This is a genomic window from Gracilibacillus lacisalsi DSM 19029, assembly GCF_000377765.1.
Lineage (GTDB): Bacteria > Bacillota > Bacilli > Bacillales > Amphibacillaceae > Gracilibacillus > Gracilibacillus lacisalsi.
The window spans coordinates 335,607-360,562 of sequence record NZ_KB898665.1 but is presented as its reverse complement, the minus strand read 5'-3'; the positions used below and the strand labels follow the sequence as shown (position 1 = coordinate 360,562).

Annotated in this window: 27 protein-coding genes, 1 pseudogene and 1 other annotated feature; of the genes and pseudogenes, 20 read left to right on the top strand and 8 right to left on the bottom strand. The window is 36.0% G+C overall.

Annotated features, from left to right (window positions below; genetic code table 11):
* On the bottom strand, positions 1–200 hold a 200-nt coding region (locus D569_RS0108475), incomplete at its 3' end, for a helix-turn-helix domain-containing protein (protein ID WP_018931991.1).
* Positions 201–638: 438 nt separating this feature from the next.
* Here D569_RS0108475 and D569_RS0108460 point away from each other — a divergent pair.
* From D569_RS0108460 to D569_RS0108425, 7 genes are all read left to right on the top strand, one after another.
* Positions 639–1,034: a hypothetical protein gene (locus D569_RS0108460; protein ID WP_018931988.1), complete on the top strand. Its 396-nt coding sequence runs from the start codon at positions 639–641 to the stop codon at positions 1,032–1,034.
* 120 nt (positions 1,035–1,154) lie between these two features.
* Positions 1,155–1,422: a binding site (T-box leader), on the top strand.
* Between the two features lie 57 nt (positions 1,423–1,479).
* Positions 1,480–3,141 carry a 2-isopropylmalate synthase gene (locus D569_RS0108455; protein ID WP_018931987.1) on the top strand — a complete coding sequence of 554 codons (1,662 nt, stop codon included), beginning with the start codon at positions 1,480–1,482 and terminating at the stop codon, positions 3,139–3,141.
* 243 nt (positions 3,142–3,384) lie between these two features.
* Entirely contained in the window at positions 3,385–4,044 is a 660-nt protein-coding gene (locus tag D569_RS24730) for a hypothetical protein (RefSeq protein WP_018931986.1), read from the top strand.
* 701 nt (positions 4,045–4,745) lie between these two features.
* On the top strand, positions 4,746–5,978 hold the full coding sequence (locus tag D569_RS0108445) for an endo-1,4-beta-xylanase (RefSeq protein ID WP_018931985.1): 1,233 nt from the start codon (positions 4,746–4,748) through the stop codon (positions 5,976–5,978).
* Positions 5,979–6,507: 529 nt separating this feature from the next.
* On the top strand, positions 6,508–7,212 hold the full coding sequence (locus D569_RS0108435) for a ferredoxin reductase domain-containing protein (RefSeq protein WP_018931983.1): 705 nt from the start codon (positions 6,508–6,510) through the stop codon (positions 7,210–7,212).
* A gap of 230 nt (positions 7,213–7,442) precedes the next feature.
* Positions 7,443–7,670, top strand: a complete 228-nt coding sequence (locus D569_RS0108430) for a helix-turn-helix transcriptional regulator (RefSeq protein ID WP_018931982.1) — start codon at positions 7,443–7,445, stop codon at positions 7,668–7,670.
* Positions 7,663–8,004, top strand: a complete 342-nt coding sequence (locus D569_RS0108425) for a hypothetical protein (RefSeq protein WP_018931981.1) — start codon at positions 7,663–7,665, stop codon at positions 8,002–8,004. The genes D569_RS0108430 and D569_RS0108425 overlap by 8 nt, the downstream gene beginning before the upstream one ends.
* 329 nt (positions 8,005–8,333) lie before the next feature.
* On the opposite strand, the gene D569_RS0108420 is transcribed toward D569_RS0108425, so the two are convergent.
* Positions 8,334–9,995 carry a pectate lyase family protein gene (locus D569_RS0108420; RefSeq protein ID WP_018931980.1) on the bottom strand — a complete coding sequence of 554 codons (1,662 nt, stop codon included), beginning with the start codon at positions 9,993–9,995 and terminating at the stop codon, positions 8,334–8,336.
* A 429-nt stretch (positions 9,996–10,424) separates the two neighbouring features.
* On the opposite strand from D569_RS0108420, the gene D569_RS25010 reads away from it, so the two are divergent.
* A complete protein-coding gene (locus tag D569_RS25010) occupies positions 10,425–10,553 on the top strand; it encodes a hypothetical protein (protein ID WP_281169068.1) in 129 nt (42 codons plus the stop codon).
* Positions 10,554–10,591: 38 nt separating this feature from the next.
* Here the strand turns inward: D569_RS25010 and D569_RS0108410 are convergent, their stop codons facing one another.
* Together D569_RS0108410 and D569_RS0108405 are read right to left on the bottom strand one after the other, a co-directional pair.
* Positions 10,592–11,422 (bottom strand): TraX family protein, encoded by an 831-nt coding sequence (locus D569_RS0108410; protein ID WP_018931978.1) that lies wholly within the window; start codon positions 11,420–11,422, stop codon positions 10,592–10,594.
* A 123-nt stretch (positions 11,423–11,545) separates the two neighbouring features.
* Positions 11,546–12,043, bottom strand: a complete 498-nt coding sequence (locus D569_RS0108405) for a hypothetical protein (RefSeq protein WP_018931977.1) — start codon at positions 12,041–12,043, stop codon at positions 11,546–11,548.
* Between the two features lie 255 nt (positions 12,044–12,298).
* Here D569_RS0108405 and D569_RS0108400 point away from each other — a divergent pair, with 255 nt between their 5' ends.
* The 3 genes from D569_RS0108400 (at position 12,299) to D569_RS24335 (ending at position 14,630) form a co-directional block, all read left to right on the top strand.
* Entirely contained in the window at positions 12,299–13,117 is an 819-nt protein-coding gene (locus D569_RS0108400; RefSeq protein WP_018931976.1) for a MerR family transcriptional regulator, read from the top strand.
* 99 nt (positions 13,118–13,216) lie between these two features.
* The gene (locus D569_RS0108395) at positions 13,217–14,416 is read left to right on the top strand and encodes an MFS transporter (RefSeq protein ID WP_018931975.1); all 1,200 of its coding nucleotides are present in this window, start codon (positions 13,217–13,219) and stop codon (positions 14,414–14,416) included.
* Positions 14,417–14,468: 52 nt separating this feature from the next.
* Positions 14,469–14,630, top strand: a complete 162-nt coding sequence (locus tag D569_RS24335) for a hypothetical protein (RefSeq protein ID WP_018931974.1) — start codon at positions 14,469–14,471, stop codon at positions 14,628–14,630.
* A 308-nt stretch (positions 14,631–14,938) separates the two neighbouring features.
* Here the strand turns inward: D569_RS24335 and D569_RS0108380 are convergent, their stop codons facing one another.
* On the bottom strand, positions 14,939–15,568 hold the full coding sequence (locus tag D569_RS0108380; RefSeq protein ID WP_018931972.1) for a lysozyme inhibitor LprI family protein: 630 nt from the start codon (positions 15,566–15,568) through the stop codon (positions 14,939–14,941).
* A gap of 259 nt (positions 15,569–15,827) precedes the next feature.
* Here D569_RS0108380 and D569_RS0108375 point away from each other — a divergent pair, with 259 nt between their 5' ends.
* The 3 genes from D569_RS0108375 to D569_RS22705 all read left to right on the top strand — a co-directional run bounded on the left by D569_RS0108375 (position 15,828) and on the right by D569_RS22705 (position 17,021).
* Entirely contained in the window at positions 15,828–16,199 is a 372-nt protein-coding gene (locus D569_RS0108375) for a DUF2089 domain-containing protein (protein WP_018931971.1), read from the top strand.
* A 197-nt stretch (positions 16,200–16,396) separates the two neighbouring features.
* Positions 16,397–16,762 (top strand): SHOCT-like domain-containing protein, encoded by a 366-nt coding sequence (locus tag D569_RS0108370; protein ID WP_026287267.1) that lies wholly within the window; start codon positions 16,397–16,399, stop codon positions 16,760–16,762.
* 4 nt (positions 16,763–16,766) lie between these two features.
* On the top strand, positions 16,767–17,021 hold the full coding sequence (locus tag D569_RS22705) for a hypothetical protein (RefSeq protein ID WP_018931969.1): 255 nt from the start codon (positions 16,767–16,769) through the stop codon (positions 17,019–17,021).
* Positions 17,022–17,117: 96 nt separating this feature from the next.
* Here the strand turns inward: D569_RS22705 and D569_RS25005 are convergent, their stop codons facing one another.
* Positions 17,118–17,249, bottom strand: coding sequence for a hypothetical protein (locus D569_RS25005; protein ID WP_281169066.1), 132 nt, complete (start codon positions 17,247–17,249; stop codon positions 17,118–17,120).
* A 388-nt stretch (positions 17,250–17,637) separates the two neighbouring features.
* Between D569_RS25005 and D569_RS0108355 the strand changes: the two genes are divergently transcribed.
* From D569_RS0108355 to D569_RS0108335, 5 genes are all read left to right on the top strand, one after another.
* Entirely contained in the window at positions 17,638–17,925 is a 288-nt protein-coding gene (locus D569_RS0108355; RefSeq protein WP_018931967.1) for a hypothetical protein, read from the top strand.
* Complete coding sequence (locus D569_RS0108350) at positions 17,925–18,395, top strand: spore coat protein (protein ID WP_018931966.1); 471 nt, start codon at positions 17,925–17,927, stop codon at positions 18,393–18,395. The genes D569_RS0108355 and D569_RS0108350 overlap by 1 nt, the downstream gene beginning before the upstream one ends.
* A gap of 264 nt (positions 18,396–18,659) precedes the next feature.
* The gene (adh, locus tag D569_RS0108345) at positions 18,660–20,180 is read left to right on the top strand and encodes an aldehyde dehydrogenase (protein WP_018931965.1); all 1,521 of its coding nucleotides are present in this window, start codon (positions 18,660–18,662) and stop codon (positions 20,178–20,180) included.
* A 23-nt stretch (positions 20,181–20,203) separates the two neighbouring features.
* The gene (locus tag D569_RS0108340; protein WP_018931964.1) at positions 20,204–20,539 is read left to right on the top strand and encodes a DUF779 domain-containing protein; all 336 of its coding nucleotides are present in this window, start codon (positions 20,204–20,206) and stop codon (positions 20,537–20,539) included.
* 316 nt (positions 20,540–20,855) lie between these two features.
* Positions 20,856–21,236 (top strand): hypothetical protein, encoded by a 381-nt coding sequence (locus tag D569_RS0108335; protein WP_018931963.1) that lies wholly within the window; start codon positions 20,856–20,858, stop codon positions 21,234–21,236.
* A gap of 147 nt (positions 21,237–21,383) precedes the next feature.
* On the opposite strand, the gene D569_RS0108330 is transcribed toward D569_RS0108335, so the two are convergent.
* Positions 21,384–22,472, bottom strand: a complete 1,089-nt coding sequence (locus D569_RS0108330; RefSeq protein WP_018931962.1) for an NAD(P)-dependent alcohol dehydrogenase — start codon at positions 22,470–22,472, stop codon at positions 21,384–21,386.
* A 148-nt stretch (positions 22,473–22,620) separates the two neighbouring features.
* Between D569_RS0108330 and D569_RS23965 the strand changes: the two are divergent.
* Positions 22,621–22,947: pseudogene (locus D569_RS23965) on the top strand (ribose-5-phosphate isomerase A); the annotation flags it as partial.
* Here the strand turns inward: D569_RS23965 and D569_RS0108325 are convergent.
* Complete coding sequence (locus D569_RS0108325; protein WP_018931961.1) at positions 22,910–24,487, bottom strand: Na+/H+ antiporter; 1,578 nt, start codon at positions 24,485–24,487, stop codon at positions 22,910–22,912. The pseudogene D569_RS23965 and the gene D569_RS0108325 overlap by 38 nt on opposite strands.
* Between the last annotated feature and the right edge of the window lie 469 nt (positions 24,488–24,956).

The window sequence follows — 24,956 nt, the reverse complement described above, 5'->3', positions numbered from 1 at the left end:
CCGAAAGCATATTGTTTTCCAATTGGTTGAGCTAACCTGTGCTCCTCACCATTCCTATACCATCTCATCCAAGTTTTGATTTGTGTCTTATTTTTAATACCAAACTTCTCCATAATCTCTTTGTTCGTTAGTTCCCCAGAAAGTTTTAAGCGTATCACTTCTCTTTTAATTTCTTCAGGATAAACCATCTTCTTCCCCATAACAAAAAACACCTCCAAATGTCGATAAATAATTAATACGACTCTGGGGGTGTTTTTTCCTGTCTCATATTATTGGGTCACTCTAATATGCCTTTCAAGGTTTTTCTTTAGTGGTTTAGCAGGACCATCGACTGCAACATTCAAATTCTTTACAGAAGACATTGTAAACGATTGTTGATCCGAATGCTCGAATGGAAGATAAGGCAATGGCCTCCCTATTCACCTTTGTAAAACCAGCTAAGTTCTTGGATACAATTGGTGATGTGGCTAGGCCGGGGTTGAAGAAGTTTAAGAAAGATGGTAAGGATAGGGATAAAGATAGTAAATTTCTTAATGATTCGTTGTATCATGTGTTTCATCGAGAAATAAACAAAAGTTACAGATGCGATAAAATATGCTTATAATTAGTCCCGCAGATTAGAAAGAGAGGATCTAAATATGATTTATACAGATTTTGTTAAAAACCTGAATCCACATATTGAAGAAGAAGTGACCGTTGAAATTGAGGGAATTGAATTTACAGGGTTTGCATTTATCTGTTCTTATAAAATTGAATTAGGAAAAAGTTATCCAGTATCAATAGGCTTTACGATCTTAGATGATTTAATAATTCTTGAAATACAGGAAGAGACTAAGGAAATCGAGGGTATTGGTTCTGGATATGAATATTATATTAGAGGTTTGTTATATGAGGATACCCTTGATGCGGGGATAGTGTTTAATGATGAAGACCAATATTTTTTTGATTATCCTGAATTGATAGGAAAAAATGTAGAAATGAGAGTTGATAGAATCAGTATAGAATTTTTAAAGATACCCGTTGATAATAATTAAAAATGCACAAGAGAAAAACTAATCATATTATCTAATAAAGTGCATAAGAACAATTCAATAAATTACCTCCACCACTAGCCCGTTTCTAATTAGTCTGCTATAATGAGCATAATAAAAATTGGAAATGTGTTGATAAGAAATAGTACTTGCTAACTTGTTTTTAGAAAGTTGCTGGTTGATGGGAAGCAATAACAGGGAAGCAGGGAACTCGTCTTAGAGCAGACTTAGTGAAACCTAAACGATGTAGAGATTAGCTAAGGACGGAACCCCGCCGTTAAAAGGGAAGGATATAAGGCGTACCTGTCTGTATCTGGATAAGTGCATGATAATAGTTGATTATCATGAAATCGGGGTGGTACCGCGTAAGCATAAGTCTTTCGTCTCCATAGCAATTGCTGGAGATGAAGGGCTTTTTTTATATTCAAATTTAAGGGAGGAATGTACAATGTTTAATCATCAAAAATACGAAAAGCAATACTTTTTGCCGCCGACTCTTTCTTATGACTGGGTGAAGAAAGAAACGATAGAGAAAGCACCAACATGGTGCAGTGTGGATTTGCGGGATGGAAACCAGGCATTACCGATCCCGATGAATTTGGAAGAAAAGCTAGAGATGTTTCAACTGTTGGTAGATATCGGCTTTAAAGAAATAGAAGTTGCCTTTCCAGCTGCCTCTGATACAGAATTTAATCTAGTGCGGACACTGATTGACAACAATATGATCCCTGACGACGTGACGATTATGGTGATCACGCAGGCGAGAGAGCACATTATCCGTAAAACGTTTGAAGCGGTTCAAGGTGCACCCAATGCCATTATTCACCTATATAATTCGACTTCAGAAGCCCAACGCAGACAGGTATTCAAGAAAACCAAGGATGAGATCAAACAAATTGCTGTAGATGGAGCCGTTTTAGTAAAAGAGCTTGCAGAGAAAACAGAAGGCAATTTTTATTTCCAATACAGTCCAGAAAGTTTTCCAGGAACAGAAGTGGATTATGCATTAGATATTTGTAATAGTGTGTTAGATATTTGGAAGCCAACACCCGAACATCAAGCAATCATCAATATACCGACAACAGTCGAGAATGCAATGCCTCATATTTTTGCAAGTCAAATTGAATATATCCACAAAAACTTATCATATCGCGATGGTGTCAGGTTGTCGATTCATCCACATAATGACCGTGGTTGCGGAGTAAGTGATGCCGAATTTGGTGTTTTGGCGGGTGCAGAGAGAGTAGAAGGAACCTTGTTTGGCATAGGGGAACGTACGGGAAATGTCGATCTGATTACGTTGGCAATGAATATGTATTCTCATGGATATGATCCTAAATTGAATTTTAATAACTTAGGAGCGATTCGAAAACAGTATGAAGGACTGACAAGAACGGCAGTGTATGAACGCCAGCCTTATTCCGGTGATCTTGTTTTCACAGCATTTTCTGGGTCACATCAAGATGCTATCTCCAAAGGCATGAAATACCGGAAGGAAAACCAGGTGGAAAAATGGGATGTACCATATATTCCAGTGGACCCAATGGATTTGGGACGAAATTATCAAACAGATGTAATCCGTATAAACAGTCAGTCTGGCAAAGGCGGGATCGGTTATATCCTCGAAACAAATTATGGCATTAAACTCCCGTATAAAATGAATGAAGAAATGGGATATGCTACGAAAAGAGTATCGGATCAAACAAATCGAGAGCTGTCTTCCGAGGAAATCTACCATGTTTTTAAAGAGCAGTATCTTGATTATTGCCCGCATTTCCAGCTAGTTGATTACCGCTTTGAGAAAGGAGAACAGCAGGAAGTTACCTTGACATTAAAACAAGCCGATCAGTACATCGAGTTACAAGGAGAAGGTACTGGAAGCTTAGATGCAGTCAGTAATGCATTAAAAACGTCCTTTCAGCTTGATTATGAATTGGAAGTGTATGAGCAGCATTCCTTAGGAAAAGATTCTCTGGCAGAATCCTGTGCACAGATCGGAATTTCACATAACGGGCAAATGTATTGGGGAGCTGGAATTGATGAGGATATTATGAAGGCATCGGTGCAGGCTTTGGTGGTTGCGGTAAATAGACTAAAGGGGTTTGAGTAGATGAAAAGGAAGCTTGCATAAGTTAAATTTCTGGAAGTCTTTACTTCCCAATTATCTGTAATTGCCAATTACGGGTATCGAGGAAACGAAAAAGTAATGGCAATATATGCTGGCTTCATCATGCCTACTGGATTACTAGAATTATTATTGGAAATCGTACTACAAATTGATTTCAAGCATTGAACCTTATGACGAAAAAGTTCGTACATATAGGTTCAATGCCTGAAGAAAAGGGGAATCGAAATGAAAATCGAGGTGGGGGAATCATTGATGTTGTCGTGGCTTAGACATGTGGAGAAATGCCAATCTGTACAATTGAACTGGAAACCATCCATGAATCAATGGTCCTTAGAAAACGAGGAAGAAATTAAATCTATTATTAATAAAGTAGGTGATTTCTTTCGGGAAAATTATAATTATCAAATCTTTAAAAAAAGTAGTTCGCATAGACAAATAATGCTACAAGGGGAAATAGATGTGTTGGGATTACGCATTCATGATTCCTATGTGGAAGAAATATTTGCGATTGATGTTGCATTCCATGAATCTGGACTGCGCTATGGAAATAAAGTACAAACAGTAGAAAGTGTCTTGAAAAAATTAGTACGAACATCAATGATCTTATATGGATTCTTTAATATGAAAAAAGGCACAATTATTTTTACTTCCCCCAAAATACATAAAAGTACATTAGAACCATTAAAAGAAAGTTTAGAAGACCTAAAAGATTTGATGGAACAATTGAGCTTTCAATATAATTTTGAACTAATTACAAATGATGATTTTAATAAACAGGTTTTACAACCAGTAATGGGATTATCGTCAACAATAGCTGATACTTCAGAACTGTTTTTGCGGAGTATGCAGTTGAATTCTATGTTCAATGATTGGAAGACGGATTAATTTTAGTTTGTTGGATTAGTGGAAGAGGTGTTACAAGAATAAAAATAGCAGTTTGTTTAATGAAAGCATGTAATTACATGTGCAAGGGTAAGTACATGCTTTTTTATTAAAAAAATTATAACTGACATAAATAGCGCCATATTAGCCCCTATGATCAAGGTTGCATCATTTCCATTACGTTTTCAGGTTGATTCGTGAAAGAAGTGACTCACCACCTTGGTGTTGCATTGCTCGCTTTGATCGAGTCACTGATCAACAGAAAATAGACCTCCCTATTAACCAACCAAGTGAGTAGGAGAGGTCTATCACAATCGATAGCCGATCCCTCTAGGGGAACCGCTTATCCATAACCCGTAGTGACAGCTACGGGTTATTTAGTATATGCATTGCTCAATATAAGTATAACATAACCTAAAACAATATGTGAATAGAAGCAATGAGAATATGAAGCCTAAATGTAGTGATTATAAAGATGAAAATCCTTATAGGATTCCCACTTATCTAATTGAGCTGCCGCATAAATTTTCCTTCAATAATGAAAAAAGAAATCAGGTTTCGGAGTCATGCAACACTACCTTTAATTTTTACAATAAAATCTTTAATTTACTTAGTTTTTATATCAACTGTATTCTGCTAACATTTAATGAATAGAAAAGAAAGCGCTATCTATTAATCAACATGTTATGAGTGGAGGTATTAGAATGGGACAAACAAATAAATTAGCACATCGAATGGCGAATAAAACGATTAAACTCGTTGATGCACAAGGGAATCCTGTAGCAGGGAAGGAAGTGGAACTGAAACAGACCAATCATCAATTTTTATTTGGTTCTGGGATTTTTGATGTCATCGATGTAGCAAATAAGAATGTACCAGCAGACAGACTTGCATTTCAAGAAGAAAAACTAGATAAATTTTTAGATATATTTAACGCTGGTACATTACCTTTCTATTGGGGAAGGTTCGAACCCGAAAAAGGTAAACCCCAAACAAAAGAATTACAGGCAGCTGCTCAGTGGTTAAAAGAGAGAAATGTAACGGTGAAAGGACATCCACTTTGTTGGCACACCGTAACAGCTCCTTGGCTTCTCGATATGAGCAATGAAGAAATTTTGCAAGCACAGTTTGCTAGAATTGAACGGGACGTTACAGATTTCAAAGGCCTTATCGATATGTGGGATGTCATTAATGAAGTAGTCATTATGCCGATTTTTGACAAATATGATAATGGTATCACCAGAATAAGTAAAGATTTAGGGCGTGTTGGTATTATAAAAGAAATGTTTGCGAAGACACGTGAATATAACCCAGATGCGACCTTGTTATTAAATGACTTCAATACATCAATAAATTATGAAATATTAATTGATGGCTGCTTAAATGCAGGTATCCAAATTGATGCGATCGGTATTCAGTCCCATCAACATCAAGGATATTGGGGACGTGAGAAATTAGAAGAAGTATTAGATCGCTTTTCACATTTCGGTCTTCCAATTCACTTTACAGAAAATACATTAACATCTGGACACCTGATGCCACCTGAAATAGAGGATTTGAATGATTATCAGATTCCAGAATGGCCATCTACACCAGAATTCGAGGAACGTCAGGCGCAAGAAGTGGAAGAAATGTATTCTATTTTGTTTGAACATCCTCTTGTAGAGGCGATTACGACATGGTCCTTCAGTGATGATGGTGCATGGCTTGGGGCTCCAGCGGGATTTGTTCGGAAGGATAACAGTTTGAAGCCATCTTATGAGGTATTAAAGAAATTAATTAAAGGTGATTGGTATACGAATAAACAATCTAAAACAGATGACAACGGTATGGTATCATTGGAAGGATTCCTTGGAGATTATGACCTTTTATGTGATGGTAAAAAGGTAAGCTTTACATTAGATAAGAGTGAAGGAACTATGCAGTTGGTAGTGTGAATCGGGGACAGGTTTCTTGTCCCCTTTTATTCGTAAAAATGGTATGTAAAGAAAGCATCTAAAACGCAGTAATTTAATAAAAATAAGAAGAGCCATGAAATTGATTGAAAGTTTAGACCGGTTAAAAGCGGATCGCTTGGATATGGTTTTGTTCATGATGTTTCCCCTTATTTTCATGGAGATGAATTGTAAACGTATCATATTCATGTGTATATTCACAAATAATCTCAGTGGTTGCAAATTTACAATCCAGTTCTTCTAATATTTTGCGTTGTAATGCTCATGTGTAGTTTCACCTTATCCCTAGGGAACTCCCATTTATTAAGCATGTTCTTCGTATGTGAGCGCAAAGCACTTAGATTTATGGTTATCATTTTCAATACAGGCCGCAGCTACTTCTTTTGTTTTTTTCATCATGATCCTCCAATTTGTAAAGTTATTTGAGAAAAATCTATTTAATTGAGAATTATTATCACTTGCTGTATAGTAAATAGTAACAATACTATATTGGAGTTAAGGAGAATATATCATGCAAATATACTGGACGAAAATAAATAAAATCATAGAAGAAACACCTGAGGTTAAAACATACCTGCTTGACTGTCCGGAAGACTTTACATGGGAAGAAGGTTCCCACACCCACTTCGCATTGGAAGGCTTTAATGCTGGAGAGAAACCAAACCGTAGTCTGATTCGTCACATGTCCATTTCCACACTACCACATGAAAATTCAATCGGTATTACGACACGTATCAGAGAGCAGTGTTCTGAATTTAAATCGGTTTTAAGAAATATGGAGATTGGCAATGAAGTGGCCATATTTAAGACACATTCGAATGTACCACTTAAAAGAGAAGACAAAAATGTTTATTTGCTGTCATCAGGTGTCGGTCTAGCAACTTTCAGACCGCTTGTACTTGATTATTTCGAACGCGCTGACAACGTCAAGCAAATGCATTCTCTGAACATCGATTCATCAAAAGATTTTTTATTTACCAATATTTTTCAATCTGCACCTGACAAGAAGTTCACATCAAAGTTTGTTGATAACCGTAAAGACTACTATGGAGAAGTGAAAAATCTTGCTGATGACAAAGAAGGTCTCTTCTATGTTGTCGGCAGTGATGAATTCCTTGTTCAGAACATAGAAGTACTTCGTAAGCAGGGCATCAAGCCGGAACAAATTATGCTCGATAAGCATGAACAATCACGACCTGAGTTTTTAGCATTTTAAAAAGAAGATTATCTTTGTGAAAATCCAGAAGCCTAGTTCCTCTGTACAAATAAGGGGGAATTAGGCTTTTTTATGAAGTTAGCGCGTTAGATGCATACAAGTAAATGGGTATGAAGAACGTCTAGGTAAGTTGTATGAATCAAACGATCAGATAAGTTTATTGTTTTATTGTATAAGTATACTTTACTTTTTTAAAGAAAAAGTTTATAATTTCTGTAGAGGTGATGATAATGAAAGGGAATTTTGATGATTCGATATCCAATAAAGTGTATGAATATCGAGTCCTTGCCAGAATGTCTCAGCGAGAGCTGGCAGAGAAAGTTGGTGTTTCTAAACAAACCATTTTTGTAATGGAGAAAGGAAACTATGTTCCTACGTTACTATTAGCCTTTCGTATTGCTGATTTCTTTGAAGTTGATGTGAACGATATTTTTACTTATGAGAAAGGAAATGATTAAATTGAAAATTGAATCTATCTTTGATCCTTTAAGAACCTGGGCGGAACAATCACCTGGTAATTGGAATATCCTCCTTGGTAGCGGTTTTGTATTGCTTGTAGTTGGAATGATTCTAATATTTGTATTTACGAAGAAAATGGGTAAAGGTGACGAAAGAACGAATTTAATAAATTTGAAAAGTTGCCTCATTATGTTATGTGGAATAGTTTTATGTGATCTGATTTTCCCGAAAGAATATATGTGGCAAATTTTCTTCTTATTTAAATATGGTTTGGCATTCATCGCTTCGGGAATATATCTAGCTGTTCAATATAAGAGAGATTTTTTAAACTAACAGGATAACAAGAAGTAGTAAAAGTATATGAAATAGGAATAAGGCAAAGGATGTGTAAGGATCGATAGAAATGATTGGTACTTTCTTCATTTCATTGCTTGCTTTGATCGTATCGCTGATCAAACGAAAATAGACCTTCCTATTAACAAACCAGATTAGTAGGAGAGGTCTATTAACTTTTTGATAGCCGCCAATCTCTCTAGGAACCGCTAATTCATGATCGTAGTGCCCACTACCGTCATAATCATATCATAGGATCATCACCAACGCTGGGAAAACCAATTTCCTCTTCACACCATGTACCTGATTCATTGCTAATGTCCATTTTTCTACTTCGCGCTATATTCTGTCTTTAACCAATCCTTTGGACCCTGATTGATTTTGTTAGCTCCCACATATTCCTTAACCGTATCTACCACACTATTTAACGGAATGACATTATAAGTATAAGGAAGTTGCTCATCATATTTATACTCAAACGTAAAAGGTTCTGACGGTGGATTCATTTTATCCATATCTTCACTTCCGACAATATGTGAAGACCAGGCCCAGTTTCCGATGGTTGCTTTGTCATGCCATGTGAATCCAGTTGTAAATAGGTTTTCACCATTATTGTCCCAACTGCTTCCGGTATACGTTCCATATTGATTTGTTACTTTGGAGTTTACGATTAAATTTCGGTTATAGGCGTGCTGGAAAAGCTCCGCCCATTGGTCATCCATGTTCTTCGTATCTAACCCTTGAATCTCCGCACCGATAATTGGTTCGTTAATGTCATGGAATACAGAAGTATCGGTTGCGATCGAAGCTCCATTTCTTGCATTAAGTGCTCGAGAAAATTTACCTCTTCCGTGTTCCGCAATAGCAGTTACATTATCCAAGACATTCTGGTGTGTAGAATTATCAAGATATAAGTTGAATGCATGGCCTGCCCCTTGTCGGATCATCGGAACTCGTTGACCGACATTCGTGTATTGGTTATAAGCAAGAGTTAACCGGATTCTTTGATTACCATCTTTATAATTCATTCCGCTGCTACTTACATAATCCACATAATCTTTATCCCCTGAGCCAGTTAAGTGTACTTTGCTGTGATAGGCAGCATATGCCATAATTTGCTCTTTCGACGCACCATCACTACGCATGTTGTAGTATACACTGTCTGATTCTAGTTCATTTGCAGCGTATGCTTCTTCCATATATTGAATCGATTGATAGATATCGCTGTCTTTTGGTGGATGTTCACTAGCAGGTAAACCAAATTTAGACCAGGAGATGGTAATATTAGATCCACCATTTTCGGTATCAATTAGTCCATCTGAAGCAATCGAGAATTGACAATGGTCAATCCATACGTTGTTGGCACCATTCACTTTAATAAAAGTCCAGCCTACTTCCTTATGTCTCCCCGTATCATCCCATTGCCACATGCCGTCAAAATTCAAGTTTCGGATGACAATATCATTGGATGATCGTTGTAAATTGATTTCCGCGCTTCTGATGGTTTTCCCTTTTTTAGAAAAGATCGTTAATCCATCCACATTATTTACATCTAATTGCGAAACCCCTGAGGATGCTAACTTTGGATTGGTGAATCCGTTTGTAGGATCTCGGTATTCTCTTATAAAGCGATATTTCTTCGTTTCTTCTTCATTTAAACTTAATGCTTTCCATCCCAGATTAAGATCTCTTGCTATTTCAATTACTTTAACGTCTCCATTTCCGGCATCCAATAGCGCTTGTAAAAACTCTCTTTCTGTTTTGACTTTACGATAATAAGAAGTATCCATGTATTCACTTCGATCATGAACCCCTGATGATGCGTAGCCAGTTACGGATAGATAACTATTGTCATAGTCTTTGAAGTGTCGTTCTGTGTTTGGTATCGAATCGATTGCTGCTGCATTTGTTACATCATTACCAATGAATAGTAATGGCGAAATAAACAATGATAGAAATAATACCCAAATTAGTGGTCTTTTCGTAGCCATCAGATTTCCTCCTTCATAAAATATCCATCTAAGTTTGAATTGGGATGTCGTAATTTTGTTTACTCTATCATCACCTCTTTTTTAATTCGTGTAAGCCTTTTCAATTCGTTCGGTTAAAACATCCTGATATTTTCATTATAACTAACTTGATATTACATATTTCATCGTTTTATAGTGTTAATGATTACATTTTCTGTTTATATAGGGATCTGTCCAGATGATTTTAAAAAAAGATCATGATACAATATTTGATTCTATTATACGTGATTTATATTATATAAATGAATTAGAAGGTGAATCCACTGTAATCGCCTTTTTTGAAGCATGGATGCAATACGTACTACATGCCGCCCATACCCTTACAAACGCGAGATTACCATGATATAATAGAACATATAGAAAAAACCTTTCCAGAAAGGGATCGAAATTGTGATGACCTTAGCAGAACGTTTAGAGGGCAAAGGCAGAAGTGAAGGCTGGTTCACTTTTATAAAGGACGTTTGGATTCGAGAAAATGGAGGAAGAAGTAATACGCATCTATTTGATTACTACTTCTAAAATTAAATTCACCCTACAGACAACCTCTTCTTTTCAAGTCAGATAGGCGTGCTATTAAGCATCCATAAATGAATAAAGTAAAGAATAACGATGTGTACAGGGTAGAATATATAGAAAAAATACTTCGCTCCCTTTCCTCTATTTCCGTTGTAAAGCAATATTAAAGGAAGTGCAAAAATCATTAACCATTGAGTGTCGTCAAATGGAAATAAAATATTTGAAATGCCACCTCCTATTCCTCCTCTCCATTTTAGTGGGATTACAAAAATAATTAAACAGAACAGGAGATATCCAACGGCCAATACCCCTTTATTTTTGTTTGTTAAATAAAAAAGAATCCCTAATACGATAAAGAGAATCCCACCTTCTGTTAACAAAACATTACCAAAGATGGTACCAAAAAACATATAGGTCGCTGTTAAATCATTTAATGATAGCAAGCTATATTTTTCTACGAGAGTGATAGACAAGATAGTCGAGATTATTTGCCACACGAAAAAATAAAGAAGATATTTTGTTTGCCTTTGGTCTAATAACATAATCAATAGCCCAATTAAAAATAAGGGAGCTAAGAAATTATTTGTTAGATAATAATCAACATAAATGGCTTCTCTTCTTTCATAATAATGGACAATTTGATTGATAATCATATTCATAACACTCATCCCAAATGCGAATACGTATAAGCGGACAAGGTACTTTTTTATACTGGATGTATGTTTATAACCTATTATTATGCAGTATATAAATATAGGAGCTGCTAACCTTCCTAGCCAATGAAACCAATCTGGCATATCAGGGATGAAATAACCAATATGATCAATAACCATAGCAGTCAAGGCTATAATTTTTAATTTTGTATTGGACATAGTGCTCTCACCTTTTAATATGTAGATGATAAAATATAAAACGCCAAATGGATTACTTTGGCGTTTTATATTCTTTGTTTAACTATCTCACCTATAATATTTAGTTCAAAAAATCATTATATGTTACATATCAATGTAGCCATCAAAGTTACTAGGGGCGTGAAATAACAGATAATACTTTGCATTATGATCTAATCCAGAAGGATAGCCAAACCTATCACTACTTATATAGTACGTTTTTACTAAACTATCACTCCAGAATCCATCTTTCCACAATTCTACTTTTAAAGTGCTACTACTTTTGTTATTGAACCATATTTTATAAGAACTTGATCCTGTGAAGTATTTATTTGTCCATAAATTCGAAGTATTTGCTTTACCAGAAAAGGACATTCTACCTGATTTAGATATGTCATGTGTTTGTGAGGGAGGATAAACACCAAATGGAGTAATCTCCTCTTTTTTACCCTCTTCAGTTGGTGGTTTATTAGAAACTCCTACATTAGAGGTTGTGGATGCTTCTTGACTTCCTTTTCCTTCTAAGTTATCTGCAGAAACAACGTTGAACGATACCAATAAGATAGATACAAAAGCAACTAAATACACTATTTTTTTAACCATTTTTCTACCTCCTTTATTGAATCTATTTTAGTTTACCATAGAAATTAGGAATTTTATGTAAATTATTTGTAAATATTCAAATATTCACCTTGAAATGATATGCGTATCGGAGGAAGAGATCAGAACCCTACGTGAAGAGGACTGTTGGTAGGTTTTGTACATAGTATCTGCTTGGTTGTCTTACAGCTTTAGCGACTTGTATATTAAAATCGGTTATCATAGTCTTTATAAGAATAAAAGAGAAAGGAAATCACAATGAAAAATTTATTTTCAATTGGAGAAATGGCGAAACTTCATAACACCACTATGAAAACGCTAAGGTATTATGACCAGATTGGTTTACTGGAACCTATTCAAATTGATGTGAATAATGGCTATAGATATTATTCAACTGAACAATTTGAGCAATTAAATACTATTCAATATTTAAAAGGATTAGGTTTTTCTTTAAAGGATATAAAAAGCCATTTAGATCATAGAGATATAGATGATTTCGTGAATTTATTAGAAACGCAAAAGCGTCTAACAGAGAATAAAATCAAAGAGTTAGAGCGGGTTAACCGCAAATTTGAGAATCGAATAAAGGATATAAAATTGGCTCAAGGAATAGGGGAGTTGGGAGTCGTACGAATAGTCGAAATGGAAGAGCGGAACGTAATAAGGTTAATTGAAAATATCGGTTCAGAACCAGAGGTGGAACTTTCTTTGAGACAATTAGAGAATCTAGCGAATATGAATTCCTCTATATTTATTGGTGGTGTTGGATTTACGGTTAGGATCAAAAATTGTGAGGACAAAAAATTCGATGAATATAACTCTATTTTCATCATCATCGAAGAAGAAGATATAGATAGCCCTTTAGTTACATCTTTTCCAAAGGGAAAATATGCCTCTATTTATTATAATGGAGATCATACTGGATCTGCTCCATATTATAAGAAATTACTTCATTACATCGAAGAGAACGGTTATCAAATAGTAGGAGATGCTATAGAGAGGACCATCATTGACCACTATATCTCCAAATATAAAGAAGATTACCTTACAGAAATACAAATTCCCATTAACTATTGACCTTCCCCTTACAGGAAGGTTTATTATTTTTGTTGCTAATTGAAAAGAAGACTTCTTTTTTGATTACAACAAAATAATAAAATAGAGGTGTGAGAAAGTATGACTCATGTTAATAATAAGATGTGGTCACTGTCGTTCATTTTTGTAGTAATTTCCAATGCTTTAGTATTTATGATTTTTGAAATGCTATTACCTACGCTTCCTTTATTTGTAACAGCTATAGGAGGAGAAGCGAGCCAAGTTGGTTTAGTAACAGGTGTTTTTATGTTATCTGCTATTTTTATTCGTCCATTTGCTGGGATCCTAGCAACGAAATTTGATAAAAAAATGCTTTTAATTTTAGGTACATTAATCATAGCCCTGTCTACAGGAGCCTATTATTTATCAACTAATATCACCATGTTATTACTATTTCGACTCATTCACGGAGCTGGATTTGGGTTAGCCACTACTTACTTTACTACCGTTGCAGCTGAAATCATTCCTAGTGATCGACGAGGTGAGGGGATTGGTTACTTCGGGGCTGGAGAAACAATAGCGATCTCTGTAGGTCCAATGATTGGAATGATAACATTAGAATTATATGACTTCCAGCGATTATTCCTTGGAGGAATGGCTATTATGTTACTAGCTGTTATCATGGCAGTTTTTATAAAAAGAGGACCTAATAGCAAAGAGTTAGATAAAAGAGAAAATATAAAATTTAAACTATGGGAGAAGAAAGTGCTGTTTCCAGCAATGCTCGTATTTTTAATTGGTATTGCAGCAGGAGGAATTATGTCTTTCTTTTCTTTGTATGCGATAGAGAAAGATTTTAATAAAGTAGGTTTGTTTTTCTTATTAATCGCAGCAGCTAGTCTCGTCATTCGACTAATATCAGGAAGGCTATTTGATATATATGGACCGTCGGTTATTCTTATACCTGGATCGATTCTATCTATTATAGGTTTGATTCTACTTTATGTAGCAGTTAGTGATAGCACCTTCTTCATAGCAGCTATCTTTTATGGGTTTGGATTTGGTTCTATCTTCCCAGCTATTCAAACATGGTGTATGAACTTGGTAGACGAACACGAGCATGAAAGTGCAATGGCTTCCTTCTTTAACTTCTTTGATTTAGGTATCGGGGGAGGTTCCTTTATATTAGGATTAATGGCTACTGTTAGTTCTTATCAAGCAGTATATGGTGTAGCAACCATTGTATATGCTATATTTCTCCTGATCTATGTTATTTCTATTTCTATAAAAAGGCAATCAGAGAAGAATAGTGGGGAAAGTGACCAAGTGAGCAGCTTTTAACACACCGAGCTTGTTCTTAGCTGTGAAAAAACTAATGTGGAGGTCACGTTATATGTCCCATCGAATCTTCATGTATGCAGGCATGATCGCTGCAGAACACGGTGATACTTTGAAAAGAATGCTTTATAAAACAAAAGAGACGACTTTTCATTCCATGAACGAGAAAGTCGTCTCTTTTCCGTGGTTGACCTTTAATTGGAATGGCGAAGGATGAAACGGATTAACCAAGAAAGGAGATGATGTCACCTGAGCAAGGGTTATATTTTCACCTTACAATTCGCTTGAAAATAAACACGAACAAGATAACTACTAAAGAACAACCAAATATTCCTGCAGCTAACATTCCTATCCCAATTCCGTACCATGCATTAATCGTCATAGCTACTAAAATACTTGCAAACTAGGCCAATAATAATAAAAAGAGCTTGTTCCGTTTCAAAAATGTTATGCTCCCTTCGTATTTAGAGGGCAATCCCATGCTAAGATTATGGAACTGTGAAAATATTCTATGTTCACCAATAGCTAGTTTATATATGCTTCCACTAATTCATAACATCTTTCTTTTGTTTCGTTTGCAAGAACTGTTACATACTCTAATTGTTCCATTGTACCACCTTCATATTCTAGTGATGCTTCTTTCGCCGTTTCATCTCTATGTGTGATCCAATTCCGTTGTTCTTCTCTCAATTTGCTCATCTCTTCAGCAGATAATTGCGCTTCTAAAACACCATAGATCTCGTTTAATAAATCATCCCATGCCTCATATTGTTTATGTGCTACATCTTTTAAAGCATATGTAGAACTGTCTACAGCTTCCATACTTTCCGTTTTTTCATTTGTCTCGTTTAATTTGTTCAAGTACGTTTCTTTTTGGTTGGTAGTTGTATCATTAGCAGTTGTTTCTTCCTTTTCTTCTGGTAGTTGATCTGAAGTCTTTTCTGTTTCCTCTTTAGTATCCATCTCCTTATTCGACACAGTTTCTGTTACATTTTCCTCACTAGAGTCATGGATTTCCTCATCTGAAGTATGATCGGGTGATTGGTTGTTCCCATCATGATCCGATTTGGCAGATGAATTTTCGCATGCTGCTAGCAGTATGATTAATACGAAAATAAATATAGTTAATAGTGCTTTATTATTGTCTTTTCTCATAAAAATGATTTCCCCCTACATAAAGTTTATATTTATCTTATGTTAACATAATTTCCCTGTTAGGTTGCATAAATAATATCGTTTGTTATAGCTGCTCAGTCCTAACATCCTTCCAACCAAGTAAGATGAGTTTATCCCTTTATTTATAAATAAATTCAATTTATATATTAAAAAAATTAATATTTAGATTGAATATGTTAATTTAATAATTGATTTTTTATAAGTGTAATCGTATACTTAATGTAAAGGAGGTGAAAAAGTGGGATTACCAGTCATTACAGCTTGCCCAGTTTGTGGGGAGGGGTTAAATGTAACGAAACTAACGTGTGGACATTGTCATACAACAATTGAAAACACCTTTGAGTTCCCAAAGTTACTTTCATTAAAGAAAGAACAACTAGAATTTATCGAGACATTTATTTTGTGCCGTGGAAGCATTAAAGAAGTTGAGAAAGTTCTCGATATTTCTTATCCGACTGTACGAAATAAGTTGGAAGAAATTATTTCTGAATTGGGTGATCCGTATAAGGTGAAGCAGGCCAAAGAAGATGAGAAGAAGGATGTTATTGATAGGTTAAGCAATGGTGAACTAAGTGCAGAAGAAGCCATTAAGCTGTTAAAGAAAAAATAAAAAAACCTTCACTCCAAAAAGTGAAGGCAAGAAAAATTATTCGTATTTGTATTTTAACAAAAAGAAAAATGATTTGTCGAGAGATAAAAAAGCATAATTGATTAGTAATGATGACGACGAAAGACGAGATCCTTCTTTTAGATGATGTTTTTGAATGGGCAAACCAAAACAAAAAATTAAATAAGGAGTGGACAAAATTGGAAAACGAAATTATGAAAGTGTTGGAACTTGTTCAAGAAGGTAAGCTGAGTAATAGTGAGGCCGCAGAAATTATATCAACGTTAAAAGAAGAAGCAGCCCCACCTGCAGTAGAGAACGACAGTTACATGTCTAAAAGCTTAAAAGTCATCATCGATTCTGATGGTGATAAAGTTAATGTTAATTTACCATTAAAATTAGTGAAATCGTTACATGGTGCGATTGAAAATATTCCCGCTGTCCAAGAGTATTTAGGTGGAGCCGATATCAACTTAATTCTGGATGCCATTTCAAATAATGTCGAGGGACCTATTGTGGATGTGGATAGTGCAAAGGGTGAAATAGTAAAAATAGTGATTGAGTAGAGCCATGAAAATAAAGGTTGTAACAAATGAGTTGAAGTTTCCAATCCGTATCCTGTTCCCTAATAGTTTTTTGAGGTTATTCGTCTCAAAGCGAGTTTTAAAAAAGTTACTAAAACGTGTAGATAATGTAGAAGAGATTATTGATCAGATAGACTACAAAGCGCTAAAACAAGTGTTTAAAACGTGTAAAGAATTGAAAGGAACAGAACTTGTCAATGTCAAAGCGAAAGATGGAACAGAAGTGAAAATTACGCTATAGATATTTGCACAATGAACACTCCTATCCACATGTAAGTCCTTATCACCCAAAAAGGTGATAAGGACTAATTAAACCCTAAAATGGCTGTTTGACTAGTTATGTCCCTGCCTCCGCATATAATATCGTTACATTATAGGTGTCAAAATGTGCTCTTCCAAATAGCTTGCCAAACCACTTTTGTATTGCCCTTTTATCTTCTTCGGTTATGCTGAAACTTTCTGGTTTCATCAGATGTTCCCACAAAAACCAGCACTTATACCTCTCCAATATTAATCCCTGTTTATTGAATTCTCAGACCGCTGCACCTTCCCTTCTTGTATATTTTCCTAAAAAAGGTATTGAAGGTGTTCTGTGTTCCCTCCTTTTTGTATTCCTAAGCTGTAGCGAGTGTTGAGTATTTCCTATATCCCTTTTCCATTAATCGTTAGCACAGTTCGTGCCAATCTTTCAGTGGTTGCATCAATAGGCCTTTTTCTATTGGACATTCTGTACCATAGTAGAGACAAATATATTAAGACATCTACCTTTTTTTTAGTAGATTAAGGAACAAGTCCAATCTGTTAGCGTGGTTATCGATATATTAATAGTGAAAGGTACTGAAAGGAGGGAGTAGAAGTTGGAAGAAATGAACCAAGAATTAAAAAAGTTATCGAAGAGCTTAGCAGGAGTGACTGTTACAAGTGTGCTAAAAAAACACAAAATAACCAATGAGGAAACTATCACAAACCAATTATCACAGGATCAAAAACAAGAATTAAAAAATATTGCTGAAAATCTAGAATCACTAGTTGGCGATTTTACTGCTAAAAACAAACCAGAGAATTTTAAAAAAGAATTAGACTCCGTGGAAAGTCCAATACGGGAGTTAATGAAAAAAGTGAATAAAAAGGAGAGTGGTAAGTAATGGGTAAAAAAAGAAGACGAAAAGTGATCGATGAGTTTTATGGCTGTCGTTCCAATTGTAATAGCAATAGTACCCGTAATGTCAGCAATAACAGTAATGCGGCTATTCAAAATAATGCTACTCAGGATGCTGACATTTTTCAAGGATCCTTTGAAGTAATCGAAGTAAGAGATTCTTGTGGTGTTGATGTTACAACTACTGATACGCAAGTAGCTGTTTCTCTTCAAGCAGCCCTACAGGTTGCAATTGCGCTCGTTGTTAACATCACGATAGCAGATAGTAATCGAGCAGAGCTAGTTACACAGGAGTTGCTCCAACGTGCAGAAATTGACCAAGTGAATAGACAAAAAATCTTAATAGAAGGTTCAGATAATGTTAGTGTAACCACTACTGACACGGATGTTGCTATTTCTTTACAAGTACTAGTGCAAATTCTGTTAGCATTACTGATACAGCTTGATATTTTTTAAGCCCCTATAGCTAAACTGACACTCCTCTTATCGCCAACTCTATGAAGAGTTGGCTCTTTCCATAGTTCATTTTCACAACATCTCGTAAGTATTTAATTGCATGTACCTTTGAGGGACACTCTCGATAATAGGAGAAGGTATTAATAATAGATTTCTTCAAATCAACCTCTTCTAACGCTGGTCATATTTCCCCTCCTCAATCAATATATTTTAAATAGGTGTTGTACCTACTTTAAGTATTGTTAAAAATGGGGAGGAATAAGTATGAAATATGAAGCACCAAACCAACCAGGTTCTGTAGTGAACTTCAAAGAAAAATACGACAACTATATTGGCGGTGAGTGGACTCCGCCTGTAAAAGGACAATATTTTGAAAACGTGACACCCGTAACAGGAGAAGTTTTTTGTGAAATAGCTCGTTCTACTGCGGAGGATGTAGAGCTGGCACTAGATGCTGCCCACGAGGCTGCACCAACGTGGGGGAAAACATCTCCAGCAGAGCGTGCGAATATGTTAAATAAAATAGCAGATCGCATAGAAGAAAACTTGGAAATGCTAGCTGTCGCAGAATCTTGGGATAATGGAAAAGCGGTACGAGAAACGTTAGCTGCAGATTTGCCATTAGCTGTTGACCATTTCCGATATTTCGCAGCAACGATTCGAGCACAAGAAGGATCGATTAGTCAACTCGATGAAGATACAGTCGCTTATCACTTCCATGAACCGCTTGGTGTCGTTGGACAAATCATTCCTTGGAACTTCCCAATATTAATGGCAACATGGAAACTTGCCCCAGCCCTAGCTGCAGGTAATGCGGTTGTTATCAAGCCTGCAGAGCAAACGCCAGCATCGATTCATGTCTTGCTAGAACTAATTCATGATTTACTTCCACCTGGGGTACTCAACGTTGTAAATGGATTTGGTTTAGAAGCGGGTAAACCGTTAGCTTCAAGCAGTCGTATTGCTAAAATTGCCTTTACTGGTGAAACAACAACAGGGCGTCTCATTATGCAATATGCCTCTGAAAATATTATTCCAGTCACATTAGAGCTCGGAGGAAAATCGCCAAATATTTTCTTTAAAGATGTCATGGCTGAGGATGATGCCTTTTTAGATAAAGCAATTGAAGGTATGGTAATGTTTGCTTTAAACCAAGGAGAAGTTTGTACCTGTCCGTCTCGTGCGTTAATACATGAAGATATTTATGATGCGTTTATCGAGCGAGCTGTAGAACGTGTGAAAGCAATCAAAATTGGTCATCCATTAGACACGGAAACGATGATGGGTGCTCAAGCGTCAACAGAACAAATGGAAAAGATTTCGTCTTACTTAGATATCGGCAAGCAAGAGGGAGCAGAGGTACTAGTTGGTGGTGAACGAAATCAATTAGCAGGAGAGCTTTCCAAAGGCTTCTACGTTAAGCCAACTATTTTCAAGGGTCATAATAAGATGAGAATTTTCCAAGAAGAAATATTTGGTCCGGTACTTGCTGTTTCCACTTTTAAAGATGATGAAGAAGTGCTAGATATTGCGAATGACACGTTATATGGATTAGGTGCAGGTGTTTGGACACGGGATTTCCATAAGGCATACAGTTTCGGTCGAGGTATTCAAGCAGGACGTGTATGGACCAACACGTATCATGATTACCCTGCTCACGCTGCTTTTGGTGGTTATAAAAAATCAGGAATTGGAAGAGAAAATCATCTGATGATGTTATCTCATTATCAACAAACGAAGAACTTGCTCGTAAGTTATAGTAAGACGCCAAAAGGATTTTTCTAATTCTTAAAAAAGGAGGCGGGTGCATGGCACAACAAGAAAAAGTCTTAGCAACGGATGAGGCAGTGGCGTTAATGGATCTGTTACAAGAGAAGCATGGTCCTTTAATGTTCCATCAGTCTGGTGGTTGCTGTGACGGAAGCTCGCCGATGTGCTATCCAAGAGGGGAATTTCGAGTTGGAGACTCCGATATTTTATTAGGTTATGTACATGATAACCCTTTCTATATGTCGAAAGATCAATACGAATACTGGAAGCACACCCAATTGATTATTGATGTAGTGGAAGGTAGAGGGGGTATGTTCTCTCTGGAAAATCCAGAAGGGAAGCGGTTTTTGATTCGGTCTAGGGTATTTGAGTAATTTAATGAGATGACAAAGGCGAAGTTCGAGTAGGACTTCGCTTTTGATGTTAATAAAGATTTCAGGGTTGACTAATAGGGAATATTACTTTGCGTTAGTCATTATGTTAATCAATAATCAAACAATCAACACTCGAATGTGCTCTCCCAATTCAGTTTTTCCACTTTATGGAGCAAACTAAGCCTCAAGTCTTATTCTTTTTCATTCCCAAAGGGTTATAATATGAAATATACCCCATGGCAGAATAAGTATAGACATAATTTTAAAGCATCCTAGTTCTTATAAGGGGGATGAGTTTATACGAGGAGTGTTCGATATGGGAAAAAGATTGAGTATGGTGTTTTTAACAATGATACTAGCTATCATTTCATTATTATTAGCTGCAAAAAATCCTACAGGACCTAATACTGTTTCATTTGATGAGCCGATGGGTTTGTTGATGTCTGTTGGTATGTTAGTGGTCTTATTTTTGCCGCCGCTTTTTTTAGCATTTTTTAATCAGTTACCTCTAAAAATCATTTCAGCTATTTATCAAGGCTTTATCGTTTTAAGTTTTTTAGTTATGATTCCAATAGGCTTTTTTATTCCTAGTGTTTCGGTGATATTAGTCGCTGTTTTAGGTACCATCATTAGTATTTGTAGCGTGATTGTTACCATTTCAGCAGGAAGAGATAAAGTAGAAGCAGTAACTAACTAAAAAATTACTAGGTAGCAAGAAGGGATCAAAGGGAACAATTCTTGGGAGCTGATTATCGTTATTGCTATTTTCTAACACAATCATAAGTGACTGGTGTGAGTCCGGGATTCAATGCCATCTTCACACCAGTTTAAGAGAGAAGTCTCATTACATTTTTAAGATGGGTTTTATCGTAAGCCCATTTCCAGAATCAGCAAATGCTTGGTTAATTTCTTCTAAGTCATAGAATTTTACTAATTTATCAAAAGGAAACAGCCCTTTTTTATAATATTCGATAAGTTGTGGAATGAATAATTGAGGGATAGAATCTCCTTCAACTACTGCTATGATAGATCTTCCGTCATTTAATAAGTCTTCTTGAACGTTTAATGTCACTTCTCCGGTTGCTCCAACTACTGCAACAGTACCTAAACTTCGTAGTGATTGTATGGATTGAACAACTACTGATGAAACACCTGTAGTTTCAACTGCGTAATTTGTTCCTCCGTTGGTTATCTTTCTGATCTCTTCTACTGTATCCACTTCAGATCCATTGATAACATGTGTTGCGCCTAATTCTTTGGCTAATTCTAATCTACTGTCGTGTAAATCGATTGCAATGATTTTGGCACATCCTATTATTTTAGCGGCCATAATTGCGCTTAGTCCTACAGCACCACACCCAAATATTGCAAGTGTTGATCCAAATGCAGGTTGTAATTTATTAATGACGGTTCCAGCTCCAGTTTGGATCCCGCATCCTAACGGGCCAAGTAGATGAAGGTCGACATCTTTATCCACTTTCACTACGTTTCTTTCGTTCGAAACAGCATATGTGCCAAATGAAGACTGACCAAAGAAGGTTGACATTTCTTGATCGCCCTGGTGAATGCGGTGTGTACCATCTGGCATTCTGCCTCCGAAATTGAATTCATTTAAAAAAATACAAGAAGCTGGGTGACCTGTTAGACAGTTCTCACATTGTCCACAAGATGAAAAAGATAAAACAACATGATCACCTGGTTCCACTGTTTCAACACCCGAGCCGACCTTTTCTATAATACCTGCCCCTTCATGGCCGAGTACAGCAGGGAGTGGCACTGGAATCATCTGGTCGCGTGCAACTGCATCAGTGTGACAGACCCCCGCTGCAACTACTTTCACTAGCACTTCATTTTCTTTTGGTTCCGAAAGCTCTAAATTTTCAATTTTAAATTCCTGTCCTTTTTCATGGATAACTGCGCCTTTCATTTGCATCGTTCACTTACCTCCTATGATATGTAATCTATACATCATTATCTCCAATTTATAACAGGGCATACAGAAATGAACGATAACAAAATCCATACAATACGATGTGTGAACTAGAACGTCGAACAGTTAATGGTCAAGTCTATGTACAGACAATGGAAATTATATTTTAGATTGTAAATTTGAAAAAATATTAGATCCAGAGAAATTAAATAGGGATTTACAGTCTTTAGTAGGCGTAGTTGAAAACGGATTATTTATTAACATGACGCAGAAAGTTTTAATAAGTAATGTAGAGCAGGTCAAGCTAATGGAGAAGGGAGACAAAGAGCAAGGCAACCTCGATTCTTTTAGAATAACGTTCACTTCCTTCCGATCAAGGAAAGAAATGGTCCGTTTACTAGAGCATGTTGATCTCGTTCATCTCCCCCGAAAATGCCATATCAATGTCCATCTTCCAATTCGAAGATTTTATTGGTGATTAGATCTTGTTCTTTTTCCGCAACCTCATTGGAAATAATTTCTTCCCTTAACAAATGGCTAATTGCCTCGTATTGTGCATATAGTGAATGTTTCAATAGGGCCGTTTTCTGCTTTTCCTTCAGTTCAGGGTAGTTACGGAAGAGCTCTTCAATTTCGTTATGCAATGCCGTACGCTCTTTCTCATATTCATCAATAATTTCTTTGGAAACTAATTCTGATACAAATAAATTCTTTCTAACCTTGATGACTTTGTGAATACCTGTTTCTAATCGATGGGAGCGTGTAATAAGTGCTTCATACTCTTGATAGCTTTTTTCCTTCTTGTTCACACCTAGCCATGAAATAAGCGGTTTGATCGAAAGGCCTTGGGCAACAAGGGAAAACAATACGATACTAAAAGCCATGAGTAAAATTTCCTCCCGGCCTTCAAAGTCCCTTGGAAGACTAAGCACAAGCGCGATCGATAATGATCCCTTTAGACCACCCCAGTTTAGAATGTGTTTCCATGAGAGTGGGATGTTTTTGATAAGGAAAAGGCTACTATATACCGCAATACTTCTGGCAATTAGAACGATCAGAATGGCGATAAAAATGTATCCCCAGTTTTCTGCGACATTGATTCTTGTAATTTCTAGTCCGACCATTAAAAAGACGAGAGAATTGGCAAGTAATGTTACGACATCCCAAAAATTACTTATATTTAATTTAGTTGCAGGGCTCATGCCAATTCTTGAACCATAGTTTCCAAATGTAAGAGCAGCAACAACAACGGCTATTACCCCAGAAGCATGAATACTTTCAGCTATTAAGAACGCGCTGTAAAAGAGAATAATACTAAAGATGATCTCCAATGGGTAATCATCGAAGTATCTGGTTAGACGTGAGAATACATAGCCTAGTAAAGCCCCAGTTATCAAACCTAATGATACTACTTTTATAAATTCCCATAATCCATAACCTGCACCTAATAATCCTAAGTCAAGATAAGAGATTAAAGAAAAAGCTGATATATTAAATAAGACAACCGCTAACCCATCGTTAAATAAACTTTCTCCTTCAATAACAGTCGCAAGCCTTTTTTTAACACCTACACTTTTAAAAATAGACAAAACACTAACAGGGTCAGTGGCACTCATTAATGCTGCAAATACAAATGCTGCAGGAATAGAAAAGTGTAAAAGCCACATAGAAGAAAAACCGATAATAATAAAAGATACGAAGGTGCCACCAAATGCTAAAGCAAGAATTGGCTTTTTATTATCATTTAAATGTGAGAAGGGCAGTTTTAATGCTGCTTCCCCTAATAAAGCTGGTAAGAACAATGTAATAATGACAAAATTAAACACTTCCCCCTCCGTAATAAAGTCTTTCAATGGTTCCAATACGGGAATGTTGATAAGGCCGATAATTGCCCCAACAATGACTAATGCAATGGGGTAAGGCTGTTTAAATTTCTTGGCAATTGCGGTAATACCAGCTGCGATCATTACTAAAATAAGGCCGAGTTGAAAGATATGGTGTAAATCTAAGTCATGCATGATTCGTTCCTCCTTACTTGCCTTACGCTACTATTCATCTTACCCAATTGGAAAAAAATCATTACCTAGCCTAGTTCGCAAATGAAAATAGAAAGCATTTTTCATAGAATCTTCATTAAGAAGACAATTTTGATCATAATCAATACTTTCCATACATTTTTAATGGCAAGATCAATTTCCTTCATAACATTGTTTTTAATCATTAAATTATTGATCATTTCATCTCCTTAATAAATCCAATCTCTATAATTGAAAAGTCCCGCTTCCCCCCTTGACATCTTTTCAAAAGTAGTTATAATTAATTATATAAACGCTTACAAAAATAATATCTGTTTTTAGGATTGTTACTGATCAAGCAGGCAAAACCTAAGTTATTGAATAGTACATCGCCCGTAATTAGACGTGGGTAGTATGTTTTATTCAATAGCTTGGGTTTTTTTAATTACAAATGATTAAAAGCATTTTTCCT

Bases quoted from the DNA above. Each gene is read 5' to 3' on its own strand.
- D569_RS0108350 (WP_018931966.1), top strand. From the start codon at position 17,925: ATGGGTAAAAAAAGAAGACGAAAAGTGATCGATGAGTTTTATGGCTGT.
- D569_RS24730 (WP_018931986.1), top strand. From the start codon at position 3,385: ATGAAAATCGAGGTGGGGGAATCATTGATGTTGTCGTGGCTTAGACAT.
- D569_RS0108325 (WP_018931961.1), bottom strand. From the start codon at position 24,487: ATGCATGACTTAGATTTACACCATATCTTTCAACTCGGCCTTATTTTA.
- D569_RS0108380 (WP_018931972.1), bottom strand. From the start codon at position 15,568: ATGAGAAAAGACAATAATAAAGCACTATTAACTATATTTATTTTCGTA.
- D569_RS0108460 (WP_018931988.1), top strand. From the start codon at position 639: ATGATTTATACAGATTTTGTTAAAAACCTGAATCCACATATTGAAGAA.
- D569_RS0108340 (WP_018931964.1), top strand. From the start codon at position 20,204: ATGGCACAACAAGAAAAAGTCTTAGCAACGGATGAGGCAGTGGCGTTA.
- D569_RS0108420 (WP_018931980.1), bottom strand. From the start codon at position 9,995: ATGGCTACGAAAAGACCACTAATTTGGGTATTATTTCTATCATTGTTT.
- D569_RS0108410 (WP_018931978.1), bottom strand. From the start codon at position 11,422: ATGTCCAATACAAAATTAAAAATTATAGCCTTGACTGCTATGGTTATT.
- D569_RS0108330 (WP_018931962.1), bottom strand. From the start codon at position 22,472: ATGCAAATGAAAGGCGCAGTTATCCATGAAAAAGGACAGGAATTTAAA.
- D569_RS0108430 (WP_018931982.1), top strand. From the start codon at position 7,443: ATGAAAGGGAATTTTGATGATTCGATATCCAATAAAGTGTATGAATAT.
- D569_RS0108405 (WP_018931977.1), bottom strand. From the start codon at position 12,043: ATGGTTAAAAAAATAGTGTATTTAGTTGCTTTTGTATCTATCTTATTG.
- D569_RS24335 (WP_018931974.1), top strand. From the start codon at position 14,469: ATGTCCCATCGAATCTTCATGTATGCAGGCATGATCGCTGCAGAACAC.
- D569_RS0108445 (WP_018931985.1), top strand. From the start codon at position 4,746: ATGGGACAAACAAATAAATTAGCACATCGAATGGCGAATAAAACGATT.
- D569_RS22705 (WP_018931969.1), top strand. From the start codon at position 16,767: ATGAAAATAAAGGTTGTAACAAATGAGTTGAAGTTTCCAATCCGTATC.
- D569_RS0108395 (WP_018931975.1), top strand. From the start codon at position 13,217: ATGACTCATGTTAATAATAAGATGTGGTCACTGTCGTTCATTTTTGTA.
- D569_RS0108425 (WP_018931981.1), top strand. From the start codon at position 7,663: ATGATTAAATTGAAAATTGAATCTATCTTTGATCCTTTAAGAACCTGG.
- D569_RS0108400 (WP_018931976.1), top strand. From the start codon at position 12,299: ATGAAAAATTTATTTTCAATTGGAGAAATGGCGAAACTTCATAACACC.
- D569_RS0108455 (WP_018931987.1), top strand. From the start codon at position 1,480: ATGTTTAATCATCAAAAATACGAAAAGCAATACTTTTTGCCGCCGACT.
- D569_RS0108435 (WP_018931983.1), top strand. From the start codon at position 6,508: ATGCAAATATACTGGACGAAAATAAATAAAATCATAGAAGAAACACCT.
- D569_RS0108335 (WP_018931963.1), top strand. From the start codon at position 20,856: ATGGGAAAAAGATTGAGTATGGTGTTTTTAACAATGATACTAGCTATC.
- adh (WP_018931965.1), top strand. From the start codon at position 18,660: ATGAAATATGAAGCACCAAACCAACCAGGTTCTGTAGTGAACTTCAAA.
- D569_RS25005 (WP_281169066.1), bottom strand. From the start codon at position 17,249: ATGAAACCAGAAAGTTTCAGCATAACCGAAGAAGATAAAAGGGCAATA.